General features: G+C 42.1%; 21 protein-coding genes. 14 read left to right on the forward strand and 7 right to left on the reverse strand.

Going from position 1 to position 23,542, the window contains the following annotated elements:
• Window positions 1-152 precede the first annotated feature (152 nt).
• The 5 genes from FTU01_RS12800 to FTU01_RS12820 all read left to right on the forward strand — a co-directional run bounded on the left by FTU01_RS12800 (window position 153) and on the right by FTU01_RS12820 (window position 5,962).
• Window positions 153-863 carry a phosphopantetheine-binding protein gene (locus tag FTU01_RS12800; protein WP_180139376.1) on the forward strand — a complete coding sequence of 237 codons (711 nt, stop codon included), beginning with the start codon at window positions 153-155 and terminating at the stop codon, window positions 861-863.
• Between the two features lie 130 nt (window positions 864-993).
• Window positions 994-1,638, forward strand: a complete 645-nt coding sequence (locus FTU01_RS12805; protein ID WP_166135116.1) for an RluA family pseudouridine synthase — start codon at window positions 994-996, stop codon at window positions 1,636-1,638.
• A 143-nt stretch (window positions 1,639-1,781) separates the two neighbouring features.
• On the forward strand, window positions 1,782-4,619 hold the full coding sequence (gene rapA / locus FTU01_RS12810) for an RNA polymerase-associated protein RapA (protein ID WP_159123766.1): 2,838 nt from the start codon (window positions 1,782-1,784) through the stop codon (window positions 4,617-4,619).
• A 147-nt stretch (window positions 4,620-4,766) separates the two neighbouring features.
• Entirely contained in the window at window positions 4,767-5,033 is a 267-nt protein-coding gene (locus FTU01_RS12815) for a PAAR domain-containing protein (RefSeq protein ID WP_004786323.1), read from the forward strand.
• Between the two features lie 128 nt (window positions 5,034-5,161).
• Window positions 5,162-5,962 (forward strand): alpha/beta fold hydrolase, encoded by an 801-nt coding sequence (locus FTU01_RS12820; protein WP_034702914.1) that lies wholly within the window; start codon window positions 5,162-5,164, stop codon window positions 5,960-5,962.
• Window positions 5,963-6,009: 47 nt separating this feature from the next.
• Here FTU01_RS12820 and fabR read toward each other — a convergent pair whose 3' ends face one another.
• Window positions 6,010-6,687, reverse strand: a complete 678-nt coding sequence (gene fabR, locus FTU01_RS12825) for an HTH-type transcriptional repressor FabR (RefSeq protein ID WP_004786319.1) — start codon at window positions 6,685-6,687, stop codon at window positions 6,010-6,012.
• Between the two features lie 153 nt (window positions 6,688-6,840).
• Between fabR and FTU01_RS12830 the strand changes: the two genes are divergently transcribed.
• On the forward strand, window positions 6,841-7,905 hold the full coding sequence (locus FTU01_RS12830) for a ferredoxin reductase (RefSeq protein WP_125279328.1): 1,065 nt from the start codon (window positions 6,841-6,843) through the stop codon (window positions 7,903-7,905).
• A 14-nt stretch (window positions 7,906-7,919) separates the two neighbouring features.
• The gene (locus FTU01_RS12835; protein ID WP_004786314.1) at window positions 7,920-9,014 is read left to right on the forward strand and encodes an acyl-CoA desaturase; all 1,095 of its coding nucleotides are present in this window, start codon (window positions 7,920-7,922) and stop codon (window positions 9,012-9,014) included.
• Window positions 9,015-9,067: 53 nt separating this feature from the next.
• Here FTU01_RS12835 and FTU01_RS12840 read toward each other — a convergent pair whose 3' ends face one another.
• Window positions 9,068-9,733 carry an HAD-IB family phosphatase gene (locus FTU01_RS12840; protein ID WP_180139377.1) on the reverse strand — a complete coding sequence of 222 codons (666 nt, stop codon included), beginning with the start codon at window positions 9,731-9,733 and terminating at the stop codon, window positions 9,068-9,070.
• Window positions 9,700-10,905: a DUF1615 domain-containing protein gene (locus FTU01_RS12845; protein ID WP_180139379.1), complete on the reverse strand. Its 1,206-nt coding sequence runs from the start codon at window positions 10,903-10,905 to the stop codon at window positions 9,700-9,702. The genes FTU01_RS12840 and FTU01_RS12845 overlap by 34 nt, the downstream gene beginning before the upstream one ends.
• 80 nt (window positions 10,906-10,985) lie before the next feature.
• On the opposite strand from FTU01_RS12845, the gene dusB reads away from it, so the two are divergent.
• Both dusB and FTU01_RS12855 read left to right on the forward strand, forming a co-directional pair.
• On the forward strand, window positions 10,986-12,011 hold the full coding sequence (dusB, locus tag FTU01_RS12850; RefSeq protein WP_180139381.1) for a tRNA dihydrouridine synthase DusB: 1,026 nt from the start codon (window positions 10,986-10,988) through the stop codon (window positions 12,009-12,011).
• A 245-nt stretch (window positions 12,012-12,256) separates the two neighbouring features.
• Complete coding sequence (locus FTU01_RS12855; protein WP_125279326.1) at window positions 12,257-12,934, forward strand: hypothetical protein; 678 nt, start codon at window positions 12,257-12,259, stop codon at window positions 12,932-12,934.
• A 64-nt stretch (window positions 12,935-12,998) separates the two neighbouring features.
• Here the strand turns inward: FTU01_RS12855 and FTU01_RS12860 are convergent, their stop codons facing one another.
• Window positions 12,999-14,042 carry a nitronate monooxygenase family protein gene (locus tag FTU01_RS12860; RefSeq protein WP_180139384.1) on the reverse strand — a complete coding sequence of 348 codons (1,044 nt, stop codon included), beginning with the start codon at window positions 14,040-14,042 and terminating at the stop codon, window positions 12,999-13,001.
• Between the two features lie 208 nt (window positions 14,043-14,250).
• Between FTU01_RS12860 and FTU01_RS12865 the strand changes: the two genes are divergently transcribed.
• The 3 genes from FTU01_RS12865 (at window position 14,251) to FTU01_RS12875 (ending at window position 16,861) form a co-directional block, all read left to right on the forward strand.
• Window positions 14,251-15,510, forward strand: coding sequence for a putative DNA modification/repair radical SAM protein (locus FTU01_RS12865; RefSeq protein ID WP_159123756.1), 1,260 nt, complete (start codon window positions 14,251-14,253; stop codon window positions 15,508-15,510).
• A complete protein-coding gene (locus tag FTU01_RS12870) occupies window positions 15,510-16,289 on the forward strand; it encodes a TIGR03915 family putative DNA repair protein (RefSeq protein ID WP_180139387.1) in 780 nt (259 codons plus the stop codon). The genes FTU01_RS12865 and FTU01_RS12870 overlap by 1 nt, the downstream gene beginning before the upstream one ends.
• 62 nt (window positions 16,290-16,351) lie before the next feature.
• The gene (locus tag FTU01_RS12875) at window positions 16,352-16,861 is read left to right on the forward strand and encodes a hypothetical protein (RefSeq protein WP_179993375.1); all 510 of its coding nucleotides are present in this window, start codon (window positions 16,352-16,354) and stop codon (window positions 16,859-16,861) included.
• A 45-nt stretch (window positions 16,862-16,906) separates the two neighbouring features.
• On the opposite strand, the gene FTU01_RS12880 is transcribed toward FTU01_RS12875, so the two are convergent.
• The 3 genes from FTU01_RS12880 to metK form a co-directional block, all read right to left on the reverse strand.
• On the reverse strand, window positions 16,907-18,118 hold the full coding sequence (locus FTU01_RS12880; protein ID WP_180139390.1) for a YeeE/YedE family protein: 1,212 nt from the start codon (window positions 18,116-18,118) through the stop codon (window positions 16,907-16,909).
• Between the two features lie 251 nt (window positions 18,119-18,369).
• Entirely contained in the window at window positions 18,370-18,714 is a 345-nt protein-coding gene (locus FTU01_RS12885) for a hypothetical protein (protein WP_180013114.1), read from the reverse strand.
• A 336-nt stretch (window positions 18,715-19,050) separates the two neighbouring features.
• Complete coding sequence (gene metK, locus FTU01_RS12890; protein ID WP_004786281.1) at window positions 19,051-20,217, reverse strand: methionine adenosyltransferase; 1,167 nt, start codon at window positions 20,215-20,217, stop codon at window positions 19,051-19,053.
• 472 nt (window positions 20,218-20,689) lie between these two features.
• On the opposite strand from metK, the gene FTU01_RS12895 reads away from it, so the two are divergent.
• Entirely contained in the window at window positions 20,690-21,073 is a 384-nt protein-coding gene (locus FTU01_RS12895) for a prepilin-type N-terminal cleavage/methylation domain-containing protein (protein ID WP_180139393.1), read from the forward strand.
• Window positions 21,074-21,514: 441 nt separating this feature from the next.
• A complete protein-coding gene (tkt, locus tag FTU01_RS12900; RefSeq protein ID WP_180139395.1) occupies window positions 21,515-23,503 on the forward strand; it encodes a transketolase in 1,989 nt (662 codons plus the stop codon).
• Window positions 23,504-23,542: the final 39 nt, after the last annotated feature.

The following is a 23,542-nucleotide window of genomic DNA, read 5'->3' on the forward strand; positions in this document are numbered from 1 at the left end:
ATCAATTACGCAAAATAATTCGGTACTATTAAACATCGGGACTAGAGTTTTAAGTTTTGTGTGGTAACTCAACTGATGGCTCTAGTCCTCTTATTTTTCAAGTCAATTTTTTATCCGCGATTCGGGTAATAAGCTAAATAGATAAAACTCCCATGCTCTATACAATGCCCAAAAAAATCCAGTTTGCTCCATCTCAAGCTAAATGGCAGCTTGCTGCTGCTGATTCAGTCTTGGTCTTGGTTGGGCTGCATAATTTAAGAATGCAGACTGAAATTCAAGAGACTGAGCTGATGAATAATCTGATTCAGATCAGCAATAAAGCTAAAGCACTGGATATTCCCATTGTCGACCTATATGGCGATGACCTGATTCAAGGCATGCAGCAACTTGGAGAATATGCTTCAACTCATCCTCAACTGATTTTTGCCGGACAAATCACACCGATGCTGAAACAGATCCTGCCACATCTGCAAAGTGTGACAGACCAAATTTGCATAATTAATGATGCAATTTTGATGCCTAGTCAGGAACAGCATATCCAGTGGATTGAGAATATAGTGGCACAAGGTTTGCATCATATGAACAGCTATAGTCTGACCCGATTGTGGAACTTAAGTGCGCCGTCAGAATATGTATTGTCAACCAAAGGCATCATGTTAGCAGTAGCTGAACAGCTGAATATAGATGCGCTGGAAATTGATCCTTATGCTGATTTAAAGCAGTATGGACTGGACTCTGTAGCAGTAGTCAGTCTGGTTGGCACATGGCGTGCGCATGGTGCTGATCTGCGTTATGAAGATGTGCTGGAACACCCGTCATTACATGATTTAGTGAGCTTTGTAATGCAATCTGCACGTCGATAATCGCTAATTGGGTAATTTTCTTAAAATAATCGGAAATTTCATCGCCATTTACATAAATGCGCATTGTAATTATCACTCAAGCTTTCTATTATGGCCGCCTTGTTTTTCGCGATCAGCGTGGGATTGAACTTTGAGTAATTTTCTAACCGAACATCTGATACATCGTGATGAAGATTTTATGGTCATCCATAAGCCTGCAGGCTTACTCACAGTGCCCGGTAAAACAGAAGATTTACAAGATTGCCTGATCAATCGCCTCATCAAATTAGAACCTAAAACTTTACTGATCCATCGTCTGGATCGAGACACTTCCGGTATCTTAGTATTTGCTTTAAGCCGAGAAGGGCAAAAATCCATTTCTCGCCAGTTCCAGGAACGCCAAACCGATAAAACCTATCAGGCCATCGTGGCTGGAACATTAGAAGGCAAGGGTACAGTTGATGTGCCTGTCATTTATGATCCAAGCCGTCCACCACTGCATATTGCTGAACCGAATCATAATAAGCCGGCAATTACAGAATGGCTGGCCATCGAACATTTTGAAATTCAGGGGCAAGCAGTGACTCGGGTGAAACTGACTCCGATTACTGGTCGTTCACATCAGCTCCGTGTACATATGCAATATCTCGGACATCCGATTATTGGCGATACCTTGTATGCGACGCCAAAGCAGCAACAGCTTAGTCCACGTCTGTGCTTACATGCTGAGCGTTTAAGTTTTTATCATCCTAAAACACAACAGTTAGTTGAATTTAATTGTCCGGCTGAATTCTAGGAAATACTTGTTTAATCGACGTGAATTATGCTCACTTTTTAGTGGGCTTTATGTCAAAATACATTGCTTGAAGGTGTGAAATTTTGCTCAAATGACGTTTCGTGATTGAGCCTGATATTCATAATCTTGTACTTAAGATAAAGGTGGAAAAATTGCAGCAATTTGCTATTGGTCAACGTTGGTTATCAGATACTGAAACAGAACTCGGTTTAGGGGTTCTCATTGATGTTGATGAGCGATCGGTCAGCATTTTATTCCCAAAAAGCGATGAAACTCGCGTCTATGCTCGCAGTAACGCACCCTTATCTCGTATCGTATTTAATGCGAATGACGAACTGCAAGATCAGGAAGGTACGATCTGGACCGTTGAGTCAGTTGAAGACCGCAATGGTGTAGTGCGTTATCACGTGGTTCGTACTCTTGAAGATGGTACAGAAGAACGTAAAGCTTTAAATGAAACCCGTGTAGGTGCAACGATCCAGTTGTCTAAACCTTTAGATCGTTTACTGGCTAGCCAGATTGACTATAAAGAGTGGTATGACCTGCGTATTGAAGCCTTGCTGATGCAAGCCAATATGCAAACCAGTCCATTGCGTGGCTTGGTCGGTTCGCGTGTGGGTCTGATTCCACACCAGTTGTATATCGCACATGAAGTCGGTCAGCGTTTCGCGCCGCGTGTTTTACTGGCCGATGAAGTAGGCTTGGGTAAAACCATCGAAGCAGGTCTGATCATTCATCAGCAACTTAAAACTGGCCGTTCTGAACGTATTCTGATCTTGGTCCCGGATTCACTGCAATATCAGTGGATGATTGAGATGCGCCGTCGTTTCAATCTTGAATTCTCCCTATTTGATTTGGCTCGTACTGCATCGATCAAAGAGCATGATCCTGAACTAAATCCATTCCTGACCGAACAGCGCATTATTGCTTCTGTGGACTTGATGGTGGATCACGAAGATCTACGCGAACAGGCGATTGAAGCGGGCTTTGACCTGTTGGTTGTCGATGAAGCGCATCACCTGATGTGGTCTGAGGAAGAAGGCGGCAATGACCGTTATGATCTGATCGAAGAGCTGGCAGAGAAAACACCGGGCGTATTGTTATTGACTGCAACACCAGAACAGCTCGGTGTAGAATCTCACTTTGCACGTCTACGTTTACTTGATCCGCAACGTTTCAGTTCATTGGATCGTTTCCTAGATGAAGAAGAGCAATATCAGCATACCGCTAAAATCGCTGAAGTACTGATGTCAGACCTTCCACTGGAAGCTGAGCATTTCACTGCGATTGAAAGCCTGCTTGGTCATGCGATTGAAGATACCCCAGAGCAACGTTTCCGTGCCATTCATGAATTGCTAGACCGTCATGGTACGGGTCGTATCCTGTTTCGTAACACACGTGAAGCGATTCAGGGCTTCCCGGGTCGTGACTGTCAGCCAGCACCATTGCCAGCGCCAGAAAACTGGTCTAAAGATGGCAAACTACGTGAACAGATGTGGCCGGAAGAATCTCAACTTGATGGCTCGTGGATGGAAACCGATCCGCGTGTAATGTGGTTGATGGAAAAGCTGCGTACTGATCTGAAACACAAAAAAGTATTACTGATTGCCCGTAGTGGTCCAGTGGTTGAAGCACTGGAAAATGTATTACGTCTGCATGCAGGTATCCGTACTGCCATGTTCCATGAAGGCATGAGTCTTTTGGAACGTGACCAGGCAGCAGCTTATTTTGCTGAAGAATCTTATGGTGCACAGATTCTGTTATGTTCTGAAATCGGTTCAGAAGGCCGTAACTTTCAGTTTGCATCAGACTTGATCCTGTTTGACTTACCGGCCAATCCGGATGTTTTGGAACAGCGTATTGGTCGTCTGGATCGTATCGGTCAGGAAAACCGTATCCAGATTCATGTGCCTTATCTGGTGGGTACTGCGCAGGAGCGTATGTTCCGTTGGTATAACGAAGCGCTGAATATTTTCAGCAACATTTCTCCAACGGCGCAAACGCTGCAAGAAAACTTTATTGTTGCCCTGAAAGATTGCTTGCTGGCAGATAAAGGTCAGGAATTTGAAGATCTGCTGGAAGAAGTTAGCGTACAACGTGAAGCGCTTGAAGCCGAGTTGCAGGAAGGTCGTGACCGTCTACTTGAGTACAATTCTTGCCGCCCCGTCGTGGCACAGGAAATTGTTAATGCGCTTGAAGACTATGATGATAATACCACCTTGCCAATGTTCATGAAGCGTTTTATGGCATCGACCAATATCGACTTTGATGAGCAAAGCAATGGTACGGTGATCATCAAGCCAACGGATCAGATGCAGGTACAAGGTTTGACCCTGGATGAAGAGGGTATGACAGCCACCTTCTATCGTGACCAGGCTCAGATCCGTGAAGATGCTCAATATCTAACTTTAGAGCATCCATTCACTGAAAGCGTGATGGAAATGATCAATACTCAGGGCTTTGGTAGTACCAACGTTGCGGTCTTAAAGTCTGCAGCATTGCCACAAGGTTCTGTATTGATGGAAGTGTGGTTCAAGGTTGATGTGGTTGCACCAAAAGCACTGAACTTACCGTCAAGCTTGCCACAGCAGCTGATCCGTGTATTGCTGAGTGAAAAAGGTCAGGATCTGTCTCAGAAGATTGCGCCTGAAATCCTGAAACCATATCTACATCATTTAGATGGCAATAGCTGCCGTCAGGTGGTGAAAGCACGCCGTGAAGTGATTGAAGCGCGTTATCAACAGGCATTGGAACTGGCTCGTTCAGCATTGCCAAACTTCAGGCAGCAGGCTAAAGAAGCGTATGGCAATAAATGGCAGTATGAAATTGACCGTCTGACTTACCTGAAACAGTTCAACCCAAGTATCCGTGAAGATGAAATCGCACGTTTACAGAAGCTGCAAAAAGAAGGCTTGAGTCTGTTAGAAGGTTTATCTGTAACACCTGAAGCGATTCAAGTAATGGTCGTGGTTAAGCCATAAGATCTAATGAATTATGAAAGCAGCTTCCGGGCTGCTTTTTTTATGGCTAAAATTAGAGTCATGATTGAGCTTTTGGTCGGGGAATGCTGGTTGATGTTTTCTGTATTGTTTAAAATCAGCACCTCTAAGAATAAGAAATAAAATATCATGTCCAAAGCATTGATCACTATTGGCGCAAAAACCAGCCATGGCGGTATGGTCACTGAATGTGAAAACTCTTTTTTAATTAATGGCATGGCGGTGCATCTGAATGGCATGAAGCATTACTGTCCCAAGTGCCAAACTACCGTGACAGCTATTGCTAGTGATTTATCTACAATAGTCAAAGGCAGGGCTGTAATCATTGCTGGAGATAAAGCCAGTTGTGGAGCCACTTTTTTGCCGATGCAAAACCTGACTATTTCCAAAAAATAATCATCTATATCCAGACATGAGTTCATAGTGACTTAAAGGTCATAGATTGATGAATTTGGTTCTGTAGAATTTTGCATTTCAATATTAAGCTTCTTTCAGACTTTATAAAGAAATGATCAAAGAAAATAATGAAACAGGTTTTGCATTTTACTCATGCCAATGGCATTCCATCGGCAAGCTATCGCAAGTTTTTAAATTATTTTCAGGATGAATATCAGGTCAAGGCAATTCCGCTGATCGGGATGAATCCAGCCTATCCAATTACCAAAGACTGGCGTTATCTAGTAAATGAAGTGATACAGGATATCCAGCAGCAATCTCCGGATCAAAAGGTGATTGGGCTGGGACATTCATTTGGTGGTTTGATAACTTTAATGGCAGCCTATCAACGTCCGGATTTATTTTCCAAACTGGTGATCATGGATCCACCTTTCGTGATTGGTAAAAACAGTGCACTGTTTGAAGTCGTGAAAAAGCTCAACTTAAAAAGTATTGACCGTTTCACTCCGGCAGGTATTACCCTAAAACGTAAAGATTACTGGCCATCTAAACAGGACGCCGTTGAAGCGCTGAGATCGAATCGTCTGTTTAAGCATTTTGATGAGCAATGTTTTCAGGATTATATCGAAAGCGGGATTGTGCCTGATCAAGAGCGTGGAGGGGTAACTTTAGCCATTCCCAAACAGATTGAGGCAGAAATTTTCCGGACTGTACCGGCTTGGTGGTGGCGTACACCAAGAAAACCACCCCAGGTTCCGATACATTTAATCACTGCAGAGCGCAGCCAGTTTTATCAGCAAGGTTTACCACAAGGCATGCATAAGGTTTACCAAATTCATTATTCGGTGGTGCAGGGCGGACATATGTTTCCACTAGAGCATCCGGAAATGACGGCAAACCATGTTAAAGCCAGATTGAATAAGCTTTAATCTTGGTAATAAAAAAGACTCACTAAGAGTCTTTTTTTTCAGCTGGCTTAACGGATTTGAGATTGATCCAGATGACGGGCACCTTCCAGAATCATGCGAATCATGATCATGGTCTGTTCCGCAATTTCCTTACGGTCTTCAGGTGCCATATCGATCACATTGGCACCCATATTAAATACCAGTTGGGTAATCGCTCTGGCCGCAATCTCGGGATGAAATAATTTTTTATTATTTAGTCGTTCCAGACGGATCAGGTCTTCCTGAAGCTCCTGCTGGAAATAATTCAGTTGGCGTTCGACTGCCTGTTTATAAGATTTTGAACCAGTATAGCCTTCACGTAACAACAGGCTTAAATTGCCTTCATCAGCATCCAGCTGAGCAATAAAGACTTCAACAGAGCTACGAATAATACTGTTCTGTTTCGATGCTTTTAGACGAGATTCATTGAGAATCTGACGCAGCACAATCCCGGCACGATCAATCAGCTCAATCGCCAGTTCATCGATATCTTTAAAATGACGATAAAAACTGTTCGGAGCAATTCCAGCCTCACGAGCAACTTCACGCAAGCTTAAAGATGAAATACTTTTTTGTGGTCCGATCAGGTTTAAAGCAGCCTGGAACAGTTCTTCCTTGGTAATGGTCGCTTTACGGCCCACACTACGGACAATAATGGGCTCATCAATGCTTTTCGATGGTAAAGACGCGTCACTGCTTATTTTCATTGAAGGCTCATTCATGAGGTGATTAGTAAAAGGCATTAACACATTATAACGAAGGCAGTCCAGCTTGTGAAATGATTAGAAACAATACAAATGTATATACAAATATATATACAAGTGTATAATAATTAAAAATCCAAGGTGATGTCTAAAACGATGCCTGTACTCGAAAAGCTTAAAACGCCATTAAATACGCTGAAAGAGAGTGTGATTGATCCATATGCGATTAATTTCTGGATGCAGAAATTAAATCCTTTATGGTCAATGAATCAGCCCTTAGGCAAGATTGTGCGCAAAGAACATGCTGCGCAGGATATGCTGAGCCTGACGATTCGTGTCAATCATTTATTCCAGTTCGGTCAGGCGGGCCAACATCATCCTGTATTTGTGGTGGTGAACGGCATTCGTTATGAACGTAGCTATAGTCTGACCCGTATTGATCAGCAGCATATTTTATTGACGGTTAAAAAAGTGAATGCGGGTAAAGTTACTACCTGGTTTGCTGAACAGGCTGAAGTCGGCGATATCATTGAATTCGGTCAGCCTTTCGGTGACATGACTTTGCCAGAACAGGACAGCCCATTGCTTTTGCTTGCTGCGGGTAGTGGTATCACCCCAATGCTGAGTATGCTGGAAGCTTTAAAAGATAAAGCTGAACTGGTTGCACCAGTAACTTTATGGTACTGGGTTAAGAAAAACCAGGATGCTGCTTTCATTGCGCGTTTTGAAGAGCTGGCACAAAAGTTTTCAAACTTTTCTTATCAGGTATTTGCAACTCAGGAACAACCGGCTGCGCCGCGTCTTGATGAATCTTATCTAGACCAATTGCAAGCATTGGAACAAAGTACAGTCTATGCATGTGGACCATCAGGTTTTGTTGCGACTGCAGAACGACTGTTTGCTTCAGCGAAACTGTTCAAAAGTGAAGCGTTCAGCATGAGTCTGAATGATGAAGCTGATACCGGTTTTGTCAATGTAACCCTGACTCAATCAAAAAAAATCGTCACGATTCCAAAAGGCCAGTCGATTCTGGTGAGTCTGGAACAGCAGAATATCCGACCGACCCATGGCTGTCGTATGGGTATCTGTAATAAATGTGCCTGTAATAAAGCGGAAGGTTCAACCAAGAATCTGGTCAATGGCGCACAAAATACCGAGCCGGGTAATCTTTTAAAAATTTGTGTTAACTCAGCGCAGACTGACCTTGTCATCGACTTATAAGCGAGTTTTATCCTATGAATATGCCAGTAAAATTACAGTATTTTAAAAATCCTAAAAACCGTGAACTGACCCAGTCTGAGCTAGATGAACTTGCACGTGAGCTTGATGCCATCAAACAGGAAGTGCTGGATGATTTAGGTGAAAAAGATGCCAAATATATCCGTCGCGTATATTCGAGCATCCGTTATTCATCGATTGCAGGTCGTGCCTTATTATTTGCAGGATGGTTCCCGCCAGCATGGTTGTTGGGTACAGGCTTATTAGGCTTTGCCAAAATCATGGAAAATATGGAATTGGGTCATAATGTCATGCACGGTCAATATGACTGGATGAATGATCCGAAGCTCAATGGCCAAACCTACGAGTGGGATATTGTCGGAACTTCAGACAACTGGCGTCAAACCCATAACTTCAAGCATCATACTTATACTAACATTAAAGGCATGGATGATGATATTGGTTATGGCTTGTTGCGTTTGTTCCCTGAGCAACGCTGGAAACCAGGTTATTTATTACAGCCAATTTACAGTATTCCATTTTGCTTGTTATTCCAGTGGGGCGTAGCCATTCAAAACCTTGAATTGGGTAAATACTTCAAAGGCCGTAAAACCAAAGAACAAACTCTTGAAGAATGGAAGCCAATGCAGCGTAAAATTGGCAAGCAATTATTCAAAGATTATGTATTCTTCCCGTTGATTGCAGGTCCTGCAGCATTACCGGTATTGACAGGTAACCTGGTGGCAAATGGCCTTCGTAATATCTGGACTTTCAGTATTATTTTCTGTGGTCACTTTACTAAAGATGTAGAAGTGTTTCCGAAAGCTGTTATGGAAAATGAAAGTCGGGGTCACTGGTATATGCGCCAGATTCGTGGTTCTTCAAACTTGACTGGTTCTGAAGCGTTTCATATTTTGACTGGACATTTAAGCCATCAGATTGAACATCACTTATATCCAGATGTGCCTGCACGCCGTTACCGTCAAATGGCGCCAAAAGTAGAAGCAGTATGTAAAAAATACGGCTTAAACTATAATAATGCCAGTTTGGTAAAACAGTATGGCAGCGTAATTAAACGTATCGTGAAATATGCTTTTCCGTTTAAGAAGTAAGATGGATTTCAATAAAAAACCGCTATTCATAGCGGTTTTTTATTATTCTCAGTTTAATTAATTATTTTAAGCTCAGACTCGGGTAAATTCATTTCAAGTAGTGGAAGTACTTTATCTCGTCCTTCCAGATAAGCATACTGTGCAAGGCATAACATTGCCTCATCTTCTTCGCTATTTCCATAAGCATAAATTTCAGCATAATCTTCTAAATTATATTTTTCCAAGATTCTACTTTTCTTCTGATCCTTACTACAATCAGGTGTGTTGTATAAACCTGTCATTTTGCCTGTCAGAATTTCTACTTCACTACAAATCAGGTCAATGCCTAAATAAGTACAAACCGGTTTTAAATATAAATCCAGTGAAGCAGAAACGAGAACGACTTGATGCCCGAGTTGCTGATGTTGTCTAAGTTGCTTTAATAGCTTGGGATTTAATCTTAAAACAAGCTGCTGTGCAAATTCTTCGGCAAGCTGCTGAATTTCATGCGCATGACTATTTTTGAACATGGTGTAATACAGCTTTGGGCGCATTGCATGAGCAGGATAGAGCTTAAGATAGTAAGCCTGAATCCAAGGCAGAATACGAATGCCACGTTTTAAAATCTGCCTTTTCTTTAAAGCATAGAAAATGAACCCTGTAAAACTGTCATAAGGATACAGGGTTCCATCAAAATCAAATAAGGCTAGAGTTTTATGTTTTTGATGCGGCGCATGCATGTTTGATAACGACCATCGACACGGCTGGCAAACCAGTTAGTATTATACTCACGACTCAATTTTGGGCCTGAGATCACGACTTCTGGCATCATTGCATAAATTGGCTCTTTACCGGTTTTTTCTTGATAAAGTTTACTGATGCCACGATAAGTCATAGTATCTTCAAAATCTTTAACTTTTTCTTTTTTTAAATCCGCCCGAATCTGACGTTCAGTAATAATAAAATTATTTTTTGCAAAAACGCTGATGAGCTCTCGTTCAGATTGACTCTTTTGTGAGCGAATCGCGCCATCTTTAGTATATAGTAGTAAATCGCCATCCAGGCTCAATTCGGCATCGGTTAAGCTATTTAACATGCTCTGGAATGCTGCATTACGGCTGGAATACATCCCAGAGTTATAATCAGCAAAACGATAAATCGGTTTTTCATAATCCGCAGGGTACATCATCAATCGATGAATCCCATAATACAGTCCACCATACTGGCTATACAGGTCACTACGCAAATCAGCAATACTGCCCCCTTGACGTTTATATTCCTTGGCATAGCTGATATGAACCTGCATGGAACCCAAAGTTGTAATCGGATTCATTTTTTCGCCAATATTTTGTCCAAATAGTTTGGCTGCACCTGTCAGTGCACTTACATGATAATGCTTGGCCATGTAATCAAAGATTTCACGATAAAGTTCATCTAATTGACGTTCGGTTTTGACCCGGCGCATCTGGCTTAGATAATTGTCTTCTGGGCTTGGCTGGTTTTTCAGTACATCCTGGAAATATCCTGCAACTGTTCCACCGATACTTTCACCAAGTTTATCTTTAAATTTTTCTTCCAGACGTTCCTGAACTTCTTTAACGGCTTTTTCACCAAGACCAGGAACTACCGGGTCTGCATTAAAGTTAGATTCCTGATCGACAACTGCCACGATTGAACAGATATTCTCTTTGGTTTGTGGAATACCGAGCTGGTCAGTGATGTCATAAATATCTTGTGCCCAGGATTCACGCTGGCTGACACGACCTGGAATGGCTTTGCGAATATGTTCAACTTCAAGAGTTGGTTCATCATTTGACCACCATGAACCATTGCCACACCCTACAAGGCTAATAGATAAAGCAAGTATGGATACGGACTTAAGAGAAAAAACTTGAGCAAAATATTTGTTCATGGTGTCGTAAATAAATTGAAAAGATGAGTGAACAAGGCAGATGCAGTATACTATGCCCATCAGAAAAGTGATGAATTTATATGTATATTGGTCCCTATCAACTGTCAAATAATTTGATTGTCGCTCCCATGGCAGGTGTCACCGATCGTCCATTTAGAACCTTATGCAAGTACTTCGGTGCGGGTCATGCAGCCAGTGAAATGATGACTTCTGACAAGACCTTGCGCATGAGTAAAAAAAGCTTATATCGGGCGAATTTTGATGGTGAGCTGGCACCAATTTCAGCGCAGATTGCCGGTTCTGATCCGCATGACTTAGCTGAGGCAGCGCGTTATCAGGTTGCAAATGGGGCACAAATTGTTGATATTAATATGGGTTGTCCAGCAAAGAAAGTCTGTAATAAGCTGGCCGGTTCTGCCTTGTTAAAGGATGAAGATCTGGTTGCACGTATTTTAGATGCAGTCATTGCTGCAGTTGATGTTCCTGTGACTTTAAAAACCCGTTTGGGCTATCTCAACGGTCATGAAAATATTCTGCGAGTTGCAAAACGTGCTGAAGACGCGGGGATTGCAGCGCTGGCATTACATGGCCGTACTCGTGAAGACATGTACCTCAATACGGCACGCTATTCTTTAATTAAGGAAGTGAAAGGAATGCTGAATATTCCCGTGATTGCGAACGGAGATATTGATAGCCCTGAGAAAGCCAAATATGTACTGGACTATACAGGTGCGGATGCCATTATGATCGGCCGTGCAGCACAAGGTCGCCCCTGGATTTTTCGTGAAATTGCACACTATTTAAAAACCGGAGAGCATCTGGCTGCGCCAAGTATTGCTGAAGTGAAAGATGTGCTACTAGGGCATTTATCCGAGCTTTATGAGTTTTATGGTGAATATTCAGGTTGCCGTATTTCGCGTAAGCATATTGCCTGGTATACCAAAGGTCTACGTTCGAGTAATGAATTCCGTCAAAATATGTATCAAGTAGAAAACACTGCCGATCAATATAAAGTGGTGGAAAACTATTTTAATGGATTACTGGAACATGGACATATCATGAGCGATGTACAAATAGATCAGGTAAATCTGTTAGAAACTAAATAAAAAGATAGATTTCCTACTTATTTCAAAAGGTACTGTAGTAAATACAGTACCTTTTTTATCTTATAGCTAAAATTTTATATGCTTCCGTTACATTAAAGACTGTAGTGAACATAGCCGCATATTAAGTTCACTGAAACTGGACATGACATGGACATTGTTTACGTGAAATTGCTCTAAGCTGAATTTCTAGCATGGCAAGATGTTTATTCAATCTTGTTCATTCTCATGATCAAGGGAGATCTATAATGACAAATACCAATCGTCCAGTTACAGACTTTGGCAATAAAACCTCGACTGAATTACCAGAGGAACGTAGTGACGCATTAAATCAAGATGCAACAGATGCCAGTGCTCGACCAGATTTAAATTCACCTCAAAAAGATAATCCTCGTGTGCCAGATATGAATGAAGGTGAGGATAATGTACTTGCTACCAGTGCAGGTACTTTAGGCGGGGCAGCAGTTGGAGCGACTGCCGGTCTGGTAGGTGGTCCTCCAGGGGCAGTAGTAGGCGGTATCATTGGCGGTGTTGTAGGCGGTATTGCAGGGAATGATATTGCTTCACCTGATCATCCGAAACAAACGGATAACTATGAGCATCCAGAAAATCATCCAGAGGCAGATAATTATCAGCATCCGGACACGATTAAGCAGGAAGATGATTACTGGAGAACTGAGCATACCAACCGTCCGTATTATACGGAATCACGCACTACTTACAGCGATCTCGACTATGATCGTGACTATCGTGGTGCTTATCGGGTTGGTTATGAAAACCGTCCGCTATATGACCGTCAAACTGACTTCGAACATGCCGAACCTGAATTACGAACCAAATGGGAACAGGTAAAAGGTGAATCTCGTTTGAATTGGGAAGAAGCAAAATTTGCGATCAAAGATGCTTGGCATCGTATGACTCGTTAAAAGAACGATATAAAAAAACCTCTCTTTGGAGAGGTTTTTTTATGTTCTAAAATTAAATTTTGCTTTATTTTTGTTTCATTTCCAGCACTAACTGATTAATTAAATCAGAAGCTTCCATCTCACGAATTTGCGTCACATTTGAACCTGCCCAAAATGCGCCATAACCCTGATCACCATGTTTGGACGCTGCTGCATGTAACTGCTTGGCCAGATCATAAGTATATGGATAGGCAGGTACATCCAGACGATTAGGCGTGTCTACGTCTATGTGCCAGTGATTAATGATGCCACGCGCTGGACGGCCGGAAATGCTGGCACTAACTTGAGTTAGCGGCTTGGACAGTAGCGCTTTACGATAGGCGTCATTGGCATTGGAAGATTTGCATTGAACAAATGCTGTACCCAATTGTACTGCTTCAGCGCCAAAGTCTATCATCTGACGAGCTTGTTCACCATTCATGATTCCGCCTGCAGCAACCACCGGCAGTGAAAAATGCTGTTTTATTAACTTGACCAGATTGGAGGTTTTGACTGAGGCATCAAATTTGGTACTAAAGATACCCCGGTGACCTCCAGCCTCAATGCCTTGAGCAATGATGATATCAATCCCTGCTGCTTGAATGGCTTTGGCCTCAGCAAAATTGGTTGCAGATACCATCGTCAGAATACCGGCATCTTTTAGAGCCTGAATCTGATGCGGAAGAGGAATACCAAAATGAAAGCTGACCGCACATGGTCTGGTTTCCAGAACCAGATTCAGGAAGTCATCATTGTCTTTAAAACTTGGGTAAATACAGTTCAATTGAGTGGGTGGATTAATTCCGTATTCAGCAAATTTATCTTTAAACTGGTCAATCCAGGCTTGGGCTACGTTTTCATCAAGAGGCTGGCTGTCATGACAGAAAAAGTTAACCTGAAATGGGCAATCTGTAAGTTCCTGAGTTTTTAAAATCTGCTGGCGCGCAGATTCTACGCTGCTGGCTCCCAAGCCCAGCGAACCCAGACCACCCTGATTTGAAACTTCCGCTGCCAGTTCAGGTGTCGAAACGCCTGCCATAGGGGCCAAGAAAATAGGATGTTTTATTCCGAGTTTTTCTAATAAAGACATAGATTTGCTCCCTGTTACTCTATCTACTTTGCCTATAGCCGCAAAATTAAGCAAATCATATTGGTTATTTTATTTTGAAATAATGCTGTATGGATAACGGTTCAATTACATTTCTTACGACATGAGATGTCGCTATAAAGACAGGAAAGCTATAGTGCATAACGGGGAAAATTTATAATAGGTTTTTAGCCAACAACTTGCTGAAATCATGTCTGATCGTATCCGAGAAAAACTACAAATTTTAGCTGATGCTGCCAAATATGATGTGTCCTGTTCATCGAGTGGCAGTAACCGTAAAAATAAAGACAAAGGCTTGGGCAATACCGGAAATGGAATCTGTCATAGCTATACCGAAGATGGTCGCTGTGTCTCATTACTGAAAATACTGTTTTCAAATGTCTGCATTTTTGACTGTGCCTATTGTGTCTCTCGTCGTTCCAATGACGTAAAACGTGCTGCATTTACCGTGCAGGAAGTGGTCGATCTGACCATGAATTTTTATCGCCGTAATTATATTGAAGGGCTGTTTCTCAGTTCGGGAATTTTTAAATCAGCAGATTACACCATGGAGCGGATGTTGCAGGTGGTGAAAAAGCTGCGTCTTGAAGAAAATTTTAATGGTTATATTCATCTTAAAACCATTCCCGGAGCATCGCAGGAAATCATTACTGAAGCAGGTTTATATGTCGACCGGATGAGTATTAATCTGGAAATGCCAACCGAAGCTGGCTTGCAAAAGTTTGCTCCAGAGAAAACCCATACAGAAGTGCAAAAAGATCTGGGAATTGTACGGGATCGCTTAATCCAGTTGAAAGATGAACGTAAGATCATCAAATCCGTTCCCAAATTTGTTCCCGCAGGACAGACCACGCAAATGGTGGTCGGTGCGCATAGTGAAACGGACAAAGATATTATTTTGATGGCTGATCGGCACTACAAGGAATTTAAGCTGAAACGCGTGTATTTTTCTGGCTATATTCCGATTAATCCCGAAGAAAAAGCCTTACCTGCAATCGGCTCAGCGCCACCCTTATTAAGAGAAAATCGTCTATATCAGTCTGACTGGCTGATGCGCTTTTATGGTTTTGAAGCAGATGAAATTGTGGATGACCAGCATCCAAATCTGGATCTGGATATTGATCCAAAACTGAGCTGGGCTTTACGCCATCCGGAGGCCTTCCCGGTTGATATTAACCGAGCCGACTACAAGATAATATTACGCGTGCCTGGCATTGGAGTACGTTCTGCCAAAAAGATTGTACAGGCACGCCGTTTTGGTCAGATTCATATCGATCAACTAAAACGGATGGGCGTGGCGTATAACCGGGCGCAGCATTTTATTCGCTGTGCAGATACACCGAAATTTAAAAAGGAGCAGCAATCCCAGCAGATTCGCCAGCAGATTTTACAAGCGGGTCAGTCCAAATATCAGCAGCAACTGTCACCTCAACTGGGATTTGGTTTCTGATGGCACACTACTGTTTTGATGGCACCATGACCGGTTTATTAAGCTGTGTATTTCGGGCTTTTGAATTTAAAGAGTTTGATGTCAAAGTGACGGCTAATCCGCAGGCCCAAAATGGCCTATTCGATGATTTTATTCATGTGGCCTCGAATGAAAGTCATGGGCAGCGGGTCTGGCAAGGCTTAAAACAGAAAATATCATCCAGTAGTTTAAAAGCCTTTTATTATGCTTTTCTTTCTGAAAAAGAACAGGCATTTCAGAACCTGTTCGATTTTGCGGTCTATGTATTCCAAAATCAGCGGCCGGTTGATAAAGATTATGGCCATCATGCAGTCATCGGAATGTCACAATGGATGAAACAGGTCGGGCGTGAAAAGCATCGTATGGAAGCTTTTGTCCGCTTCAAAAAGGCCAAAGATGGATTGTTTCTCAGTCTGGTCAAACCGGATTTTAATGTACTGCCGATTATTTCCCCGCATTTTAAGGAACGTTACCAAGATCAGCGTTGGCTAATTTATGATGAGCAGCGCCAGTACGGCATCTATTACGATTTAGATGATGTACATCAGATAGAAATGAATGCAGAAATAGTTGATCCACAAATCCGGATTGGACATAGTCAGTCTTTTAGCATTGAACTGGATGATGAAGAAGTACTCTATGATCAGCTTTGGAAAGATTATTTTAAAAGCGTGAATATTCAGGCACGACAAAATATGAAGCTGCATATCCAGTATGTACCTAAACGCTACTGGCGTTATATGAATGAGAAAGTACTTTAAATAAAATCTTCGCCCAAGTTTAAGGCATAATGACAGCTAATATTTAGATCGAGTGTATAGATATGAAGGTATGGCTGGCATCATTAGCTATGGTAACTGGATTGGCTGCATGTTCAGCAGAGCAACAGAAAATAGCAGTAGATCCGGGTAAATATCAGGTTAAAAGTGCACAGGAATTACAGCAACGTTTTGATGATCTAAACAGTAAGTTGGCACAGGACTTTCAGCAATTTAAAAAAGTAGAAAGCATTGCCTTTTCTCATCAGTTGCCTTTGGATGTGAATAACCTGCAAACCTTGAATCAGCATCCTGTCAGCCGGACTGCGCTAAAATCCAGTAAAGTGGCCTATTGTGACATGATGAATGGTTATTTTGCTGAGATGTATCGCTTGGGGCATTATAATCTGAATCTGGTCGACGAAATTCAATTGCCTAAAGCCGAGAATGAAGACCTGAAATCCAATTTTGCATCTAGCGATCAGTTCTATACTTTTATTCTGGACCGTTATACGGCTTATCGTCAGGTTCAACAAACCATGAATTATGGTTGTAATCTAAAAGCTGCGTTATAAGTAGTAAGCTAAAAAAAAGCCCATCGCAAAGATGGGCTTTTTTATTTAGCAACCAGTTAATTTTTCTGGTTGAGGTTTCTCACCGGGGAAGAAAATTGGACGAAGTTTTACCCCAAGCCCATTTCCAAGGAATGCGAAGACCAGCCATAACCAGCCATGTACGCTGCCTGAAGCAATACCACTAAAATAGGCACCGATATTACAGCCATAAGCCAGACGAGCGCCGTAGCCAAGCATCAAACCGCCAATAACTGCAGCAACCAATGAACGTTTTGGAATATTGAAATTTGGAGCAAATTTACCTGCCAGACTGGCGGCCAATAATGCACCAAGCATGATGCCAAAGTTCATCATAGACGTAATATCGAACCAGAGCGATTCAGATAAGGCTTTGGCATTTGCTGGTTGCTGCCAATACGCCCAAGAGGCTACATCAATTCCAACAAAACTTGCAGATTTCGCGGCCCAAACAGCAAGGGCAGAAGTAACTCCCCATGGACGACCAGCCAGCGCCAAAGTAGCAAAGTTAAGCAGGGTTAAAATGATTCCGCCCCAGATTAATGGCCATGGACCACGCAAAAAGCGTTTCCAGCCCTGATGCTGGCTTCGAGCTTCAATTTCCAGGTTGCCATGACGTTTCTTTTCAAAAAATACAGTTGCAGCCGCAATGACAGCAAAAATAATGAAACTCAAAACAAGTGCAGGAATGACACCAAAACTTTCTACAATGGAGATAGGTGCGAAATGAGGCAGGTTAAACCACCAGTCAATATGCGAAGTCGCAATCAGTGAGCCGGCACAGAAGAAGAACAGAGTTACCAGCATACGGGCACTACCACCACCAACGGTATAAAGTGTGCCTGATGCACAACCGCCACCGAGCTGCATGCCAATCCCGAATATAAATGCACCAATTACCACAGAAAGCGAAACTGGACTGACAAAGCCTTGAACTGGATTACCGAACAGTTCACCTGCGCCTAAAGCAGGAAAAAATAGCAAGACAGCAAGACCCAGCATGATCATTTGGGCACGTAAGCCACGACCACGACGTTCTTTAATAAAGACGCGCCAGCTGGAGGTGAAACCAAACGAGGCATGATACAAGGTCATGCCCAGTGCACCACCCACCAGAAATAATAGAGCCTGGTTCAGGCCCACGATGTGATAGGCACCGACAGTTCCTAATACAAGTAAAATAAAAGCCACCCAGACCGAGAGATTCGATCGCTGGGAAGACGCAGCAATAACAAACATGGGAGATCAAGCTTTAAAAAATAAAGTCGCGTATATTACGCAATTTCTCACTAAAATGGGCTGATCTAGAATTTCTAAGAGCCAATTAAACATCCTGATAACTGATAATAATTATGACTTTAAATGATATAAGGTCGTGATTATTTCAAAAGATATCAGCTTAATTAGAACAATCACCTGCCTAATAGTGAAATGTATAAAAAGTTTAAAAGCCTGCAAAGCAGGCTTTTAAAGATCTAAAGCTTTAAAAATTAATTTTCAGCTTTCTCGCGTACTTTGCCTGCACCTTCTTCAATAGCACCGGCAGTTGCAGCAGTCGCGTTTTTAGCGGCTTCAGCAGTTGCATCTGCTGCTCGAGAAGTCGCAGCGGCGGCTTCATCAGCGGCACGGGAAGCATTTGCAGCCGCATTATCCATGGCTTGGTCAGTTTCCTGAGACGCCTCATGAGTGGCATCTTCCATATCATGGCCGGCTTGAGTAGCAGCATTTTCTAAATGCTCACCTGTAGTCGCGCCAGTCTCAGGCTGTTTTTCTTTACTACAACCCACCAGTGTTACGGTAGCAACTAAACCCAAAGCAACAAGTAATTTATTCATCGTGTCATATCCTTTGTAGTTGTAAGGTCGAAAACAGTCTAGCGAGTATTTATTTGAATTTATGCTAATAATTAGATCAGAATTTGTTCGCTAAATGTAATTTTTATAAAGGCTTATACAATTTTTGCTAGATATAAATTGTCTGATTATTTGAATGTATTTTCTTACAACCCTTATATGGATTGCTTCTCACTGCTTATAAAGAATAAGTTTATCCGTTTTAATATGAGTTTTAGATGTAACAAAACACAACTATTTCCAGCTCAATTTTTGTCAGGCTAAAAGTAGAAGCCATAAAAAAAGCCCGCATAAAGCGAGCTTTTAAAACTTGAAAACTTATAGACCAGCAGATGCTTTAAGTGCTTCGACTTTGTCAGTTTTTTCCCAAGTAAATGCAGTATCTGAACCTTCACGACCAAAGTGACCATAAGCCGCAGTCTGTTTATACATTGGCTGGATCAGGTTCAACATACGGGTAATACCATATGGACGCAGGTCAAAGTGCTCACGAACCAATTGAACGATCAATTCATCCGACACTTTGCCTGTATTGAAGGTATTGATTGAAATTGAAGTTGGCTCGGCAACACCAATTGCATAAGACACCTGAATTTCACATTTATCTGCAAGACCCGCAGCGACAATGTTTTTCGCAACATAACGGCCTGCATAAGCAGCAGAACGGTCAACTTTTGATGGATCTTTACCAGAGAATGCACCACCGCCGTGACGTGCCATACCGCCGTAAGTATCTACAATGATTTTACGGCCAGTCAGACCACAGTCACCTACAGGACCACCGATCACAAACATCCCGGTCGGATTGATGTGGAATTTGGTGTCTGCATGGAACATGTCGGCAGGAATGATTTTTTTCACGATTTCTTCAATCACAGCTTCTTTTAAATGAGCTTGTGAAATTTCAGGATCGTGTTGAGTTGAAAGCACAACAGCATCTAGACGAACAGGTACGCCATTTTCATAAGCGAAAGTCACCTGGCTTTTTGCATCTGGACGTAACCAAGGCAATGTACCGTTACGGCGTAATTCAGCCTGTTTTTCCATTAAGCGGTGCGCATAAGAAATTGGCGCAGGCATGAGTACATCAGTTTCACGGCTGGCATAACCAAACATCAAGCCCTGGTCGCCAGCACCTTGATCTTCAGGTTTCTGACGGTCTACACCCTGAGCAATTTCAGGAGACTGCTTACCGATCATGTTGATGATCGCACAGGTCGAACCATCAAAACCTAGGTCAGAATGATGATAACCAATACTGTTAACGGTATGGCGGACAACCGCTTCAAAATCGATGTTCGCAGTTGTTGTGATTTCACCGGCAAGTACAACCGCACCTGTTTTTACAAGCGTTTCACAAGCAACCCGTGCGTATGGGTCTTCTTTTAAGATTGCATCCAAGATAGCATCACTGATTTGGTCAGCCATTTTATCTGGATGGCCTTCGCTTACAGATTCCGAAGTAAATACAGCGTACTCGCGCATAGTCCTATCACAGTTAAATTTAAAGACCCGATATGTTACATCGACTTGTGCTCTAGGACTAGCGCAACTCGACAAAATTGCACGAAATTGTTTCAAATTATTGTGCTTTTATTTGATTATTGGAATTAAAAAAACTGATATGTCTAATTAAACAGCAGGGTAAATTCATTTAATAAACTTAATAAATAGTTTGTGAATTGATAAGAGACGCTTATTAAGCAGTGATATTTCCAGATAAATTCGCAGAACCAAATACTAAGAAAAATATAAAAATTAGAGTGTCTAAAATATCAAGGAAAGTGATCATTCTATTAATAAATTAAGGCGGGTGTATTGATCACACGACAGATAGCCTTGCTGCAAATGGTACGACTCTGCATAGTAGCTTCAAGTCTTCAGAAACCGCCTGTCAGGAAGTGGCGAAATCTTTTGGTATGGACTTGTTTAAAAGACTGTACGGAGATGGAAAAGCATGTATCAAAAGGCGTTTACCTTGATTGAAGTCATGATTGTACTCACGATTATTGCCATTCTGGCGACAGTAGCAGGCATGAGTTATCACAGTTATGTAGTGCGAAGCCAACTAGCGGAGGTTTTTGAGCAGGCAGGTAGCTATCGAACTCAATTTATTGCCTCTGATGGACATTGTGATACGGGCCGTCAAATTGGCAGCGGAACCCAATATATTGAAAAAGTCGTGATCAATGCAGCTTGTCGAATTGAATTTAAGTTCCGACAGGATGAGGTAGATACGGCTATTCGTGGGAAATCCATCGCCTTTGATGTTTATAGCGGCAGTTGTTCTTCGAGCGATATCAGTCAGCGTTATTTACCTAAAGATTGCCGAGGACAATAATTTTCGGGATATCGATTAGCCTGATTGAACTTCAACCTTTATCTTTTCATGTCTGATGATCTTGGGCAGACAATAGATATTCACATATGCATTTTTATAGCCTGGAAAAGATCATTTAGTTAAATCTGGATCTTCTGTTTTGATCCCTATATGCATGTATCCTGAAAAGGAATTCAGCATATTGTGAAAGTTTAATTTATAAAAAATAGTTAAGAATAATCCCAGATTTATCATCTTATTAGAATTTAACTTAGACTCTAGTCAATCAATGCACCTTAAAAGTGCAGAATATTTATTCGATAGGTAAATACAAGATCAATAAATTGATAAATATTGTAGGCTAGTCTTTACCCCTCGCTGTTTTTTTAAGACAATAGACGACAGTTTTGAAAGTCTTTTCATCATTTCCTATTTCTTCTGAATTTATTTGGACGCTGATTTATGACAACCCCGCTTAATGAACGTCGTATTGCAAACGCAATTCGTGTATTGGCAATGGATGCTGTGCAAAAAGCAAACTCAGGACATCCAGGTGCTCCAATGGGGATGGCAGATATCGCTGATGTGGTTTGGCGCGAATTCTTAAACCATAACCCAACAAATCCGAATTGGGCTAACCGTGACCGTTTCGTATTGTCGAATGGCCATGGCTCTATGCTTCAATACGCACTTCTTCATTTAACGGGCTATGATCTTTCAATTGAAGATCTTAAAGCATTCCGTCAACTTCATTCTAAAACTCCAGGTCACCCAGAATTGGGCTATGCACCGGGTATTGAAACAACCACTGGCCCATTAGGCCAAGGTATCGCAAATGCTGTTGGTTTTGCACTGGCTGAAAAAACTTTAGCAGCGCAATTCAACAAGGAAGATATCAAAGTTGTAGATCACTACACTTACTGCTTCCTGGGCGATGGCTGCTTGATGGAAGGTGTTTCTCACGAAGCATGTTCTTTGGCAGGTACTTTAGGTCTGGGTAAGCTGATTGCTTACTATGATGACAACGGTATTTCGATTGACGGTGAAGTTGAAGGTTGGTTCTCTGACGATACAGAACAACGCTTCAAGTCTTATGGCTGGCAAGTGATCAAAGTTGACGGTCATGATGCTGATGCAATCCGTCAAGCCACTGTTGAAGCAAAAGCTGAAGTGAATAAACCAACCATCATCATGTGTAAAACAGTGATTGGTTTAGGTTCACCAAACAAACAGGGTAAAGAAGACTGTCACGGTGCTCCTTTAGGTAATGACGAAATCGTATTGACTCGTGAAGCTTTGGGCTGGTCAGATGAAGCGTTTGTCATTCCTGAAGATGTATACGCAGCTTGGGATGCCAAAGATAAAGGTTCACAAGCTGAAGCAGCATGGAATGAAAATTTTGCCGCTTATGCAGCAAAATATCCAACTGAAGCAGCTGAATTAAAACGTCGTCTTTCTGGTGATCTTCCAGCTGACTTTGTTGCAAAAGCGGATGCTTATATCGCTGAAGTAAATGCAAAAGAAGAAACCATTGCTACACGTAAAGCGAGCCAAAATACGTTACAAGCTCTTGTGCCTTCACTACCAGAAGTACTAGGTGGTTCTGCTGACCTTGCAGGTTCTAACCTGACACTTTGGAAAGGCGCGCAAGGCGTACAGGACAATCCAGCAGGTAACTATGTTCACTACGGCGTACGTGAATTTGGTATGACTGCGATTGCCAACGGTGTTGCACTGCATGGCGGTTTCATTCCTTATGTAGCAACATTCCTGATGTTTATGGAATATGCACGTAATGCAGTACGTATGTCTGCACTGATGAAACAACGTGTGATCCATGTATATACTCACGATTCAATCGGTCTGGGTGAAGATGGTCCTACACACCAGCCAATTGAACAAATCGCATCTTTACGTGGTACACCAAACCTGAATACATGGCGTCCATGCGACACTGTTGAAGCAGCGATTTCCTGGAAATCTGCTTTGATGCGTTCAGAAGGCCCAACAGCGTTAATCTTCTCTCGTCAAAACCTGCCATTCCAAACGCGTACTCAAGCACAAATTGAGAATGTAGCGAAAGGTGGTTATGTTCTGGCTGAAGAAAAAGGCGAATTGAAAGCGATCATCATTGCGACTGGTTCTGAAGTTTCTCTTGCAATGGAAGCTTATGCACAGCTTCAAGGTGTACGTGTGGTATCTATGCCATGTGCTGAAGAGTTCGTGAAACAGGATGCTGCATATCGTGAATCGGTTCTTCCTTCAAATATTCGTGCACGTGTAGCGGTTGAAGCTGCACATGTGGACTACTGGTGGAAATTTGTAGGTCTGGATGGTCGTGTGATCGGCATGACCACTTATGGCGAATCTGCACCTGCTAAAGACCTATTTAAACACTTCGGTATTACAACTGAAGCTGTTGTAGCAGCTGTAAAAGAGATTACTGCTTAATCAACTGATTAAGTCGTTTTTTAAGGGCGCCCCAGTTTT

The organism is Acinetobacter sp. YH12043 (genome assembly GCF_013419915.1).
Taxonomy (GTDB): Bacteria; Pseudomonadota; Gammaproteobacteria; order Pseudomonadales; family Moraxellaceae; genus Acinetobacter.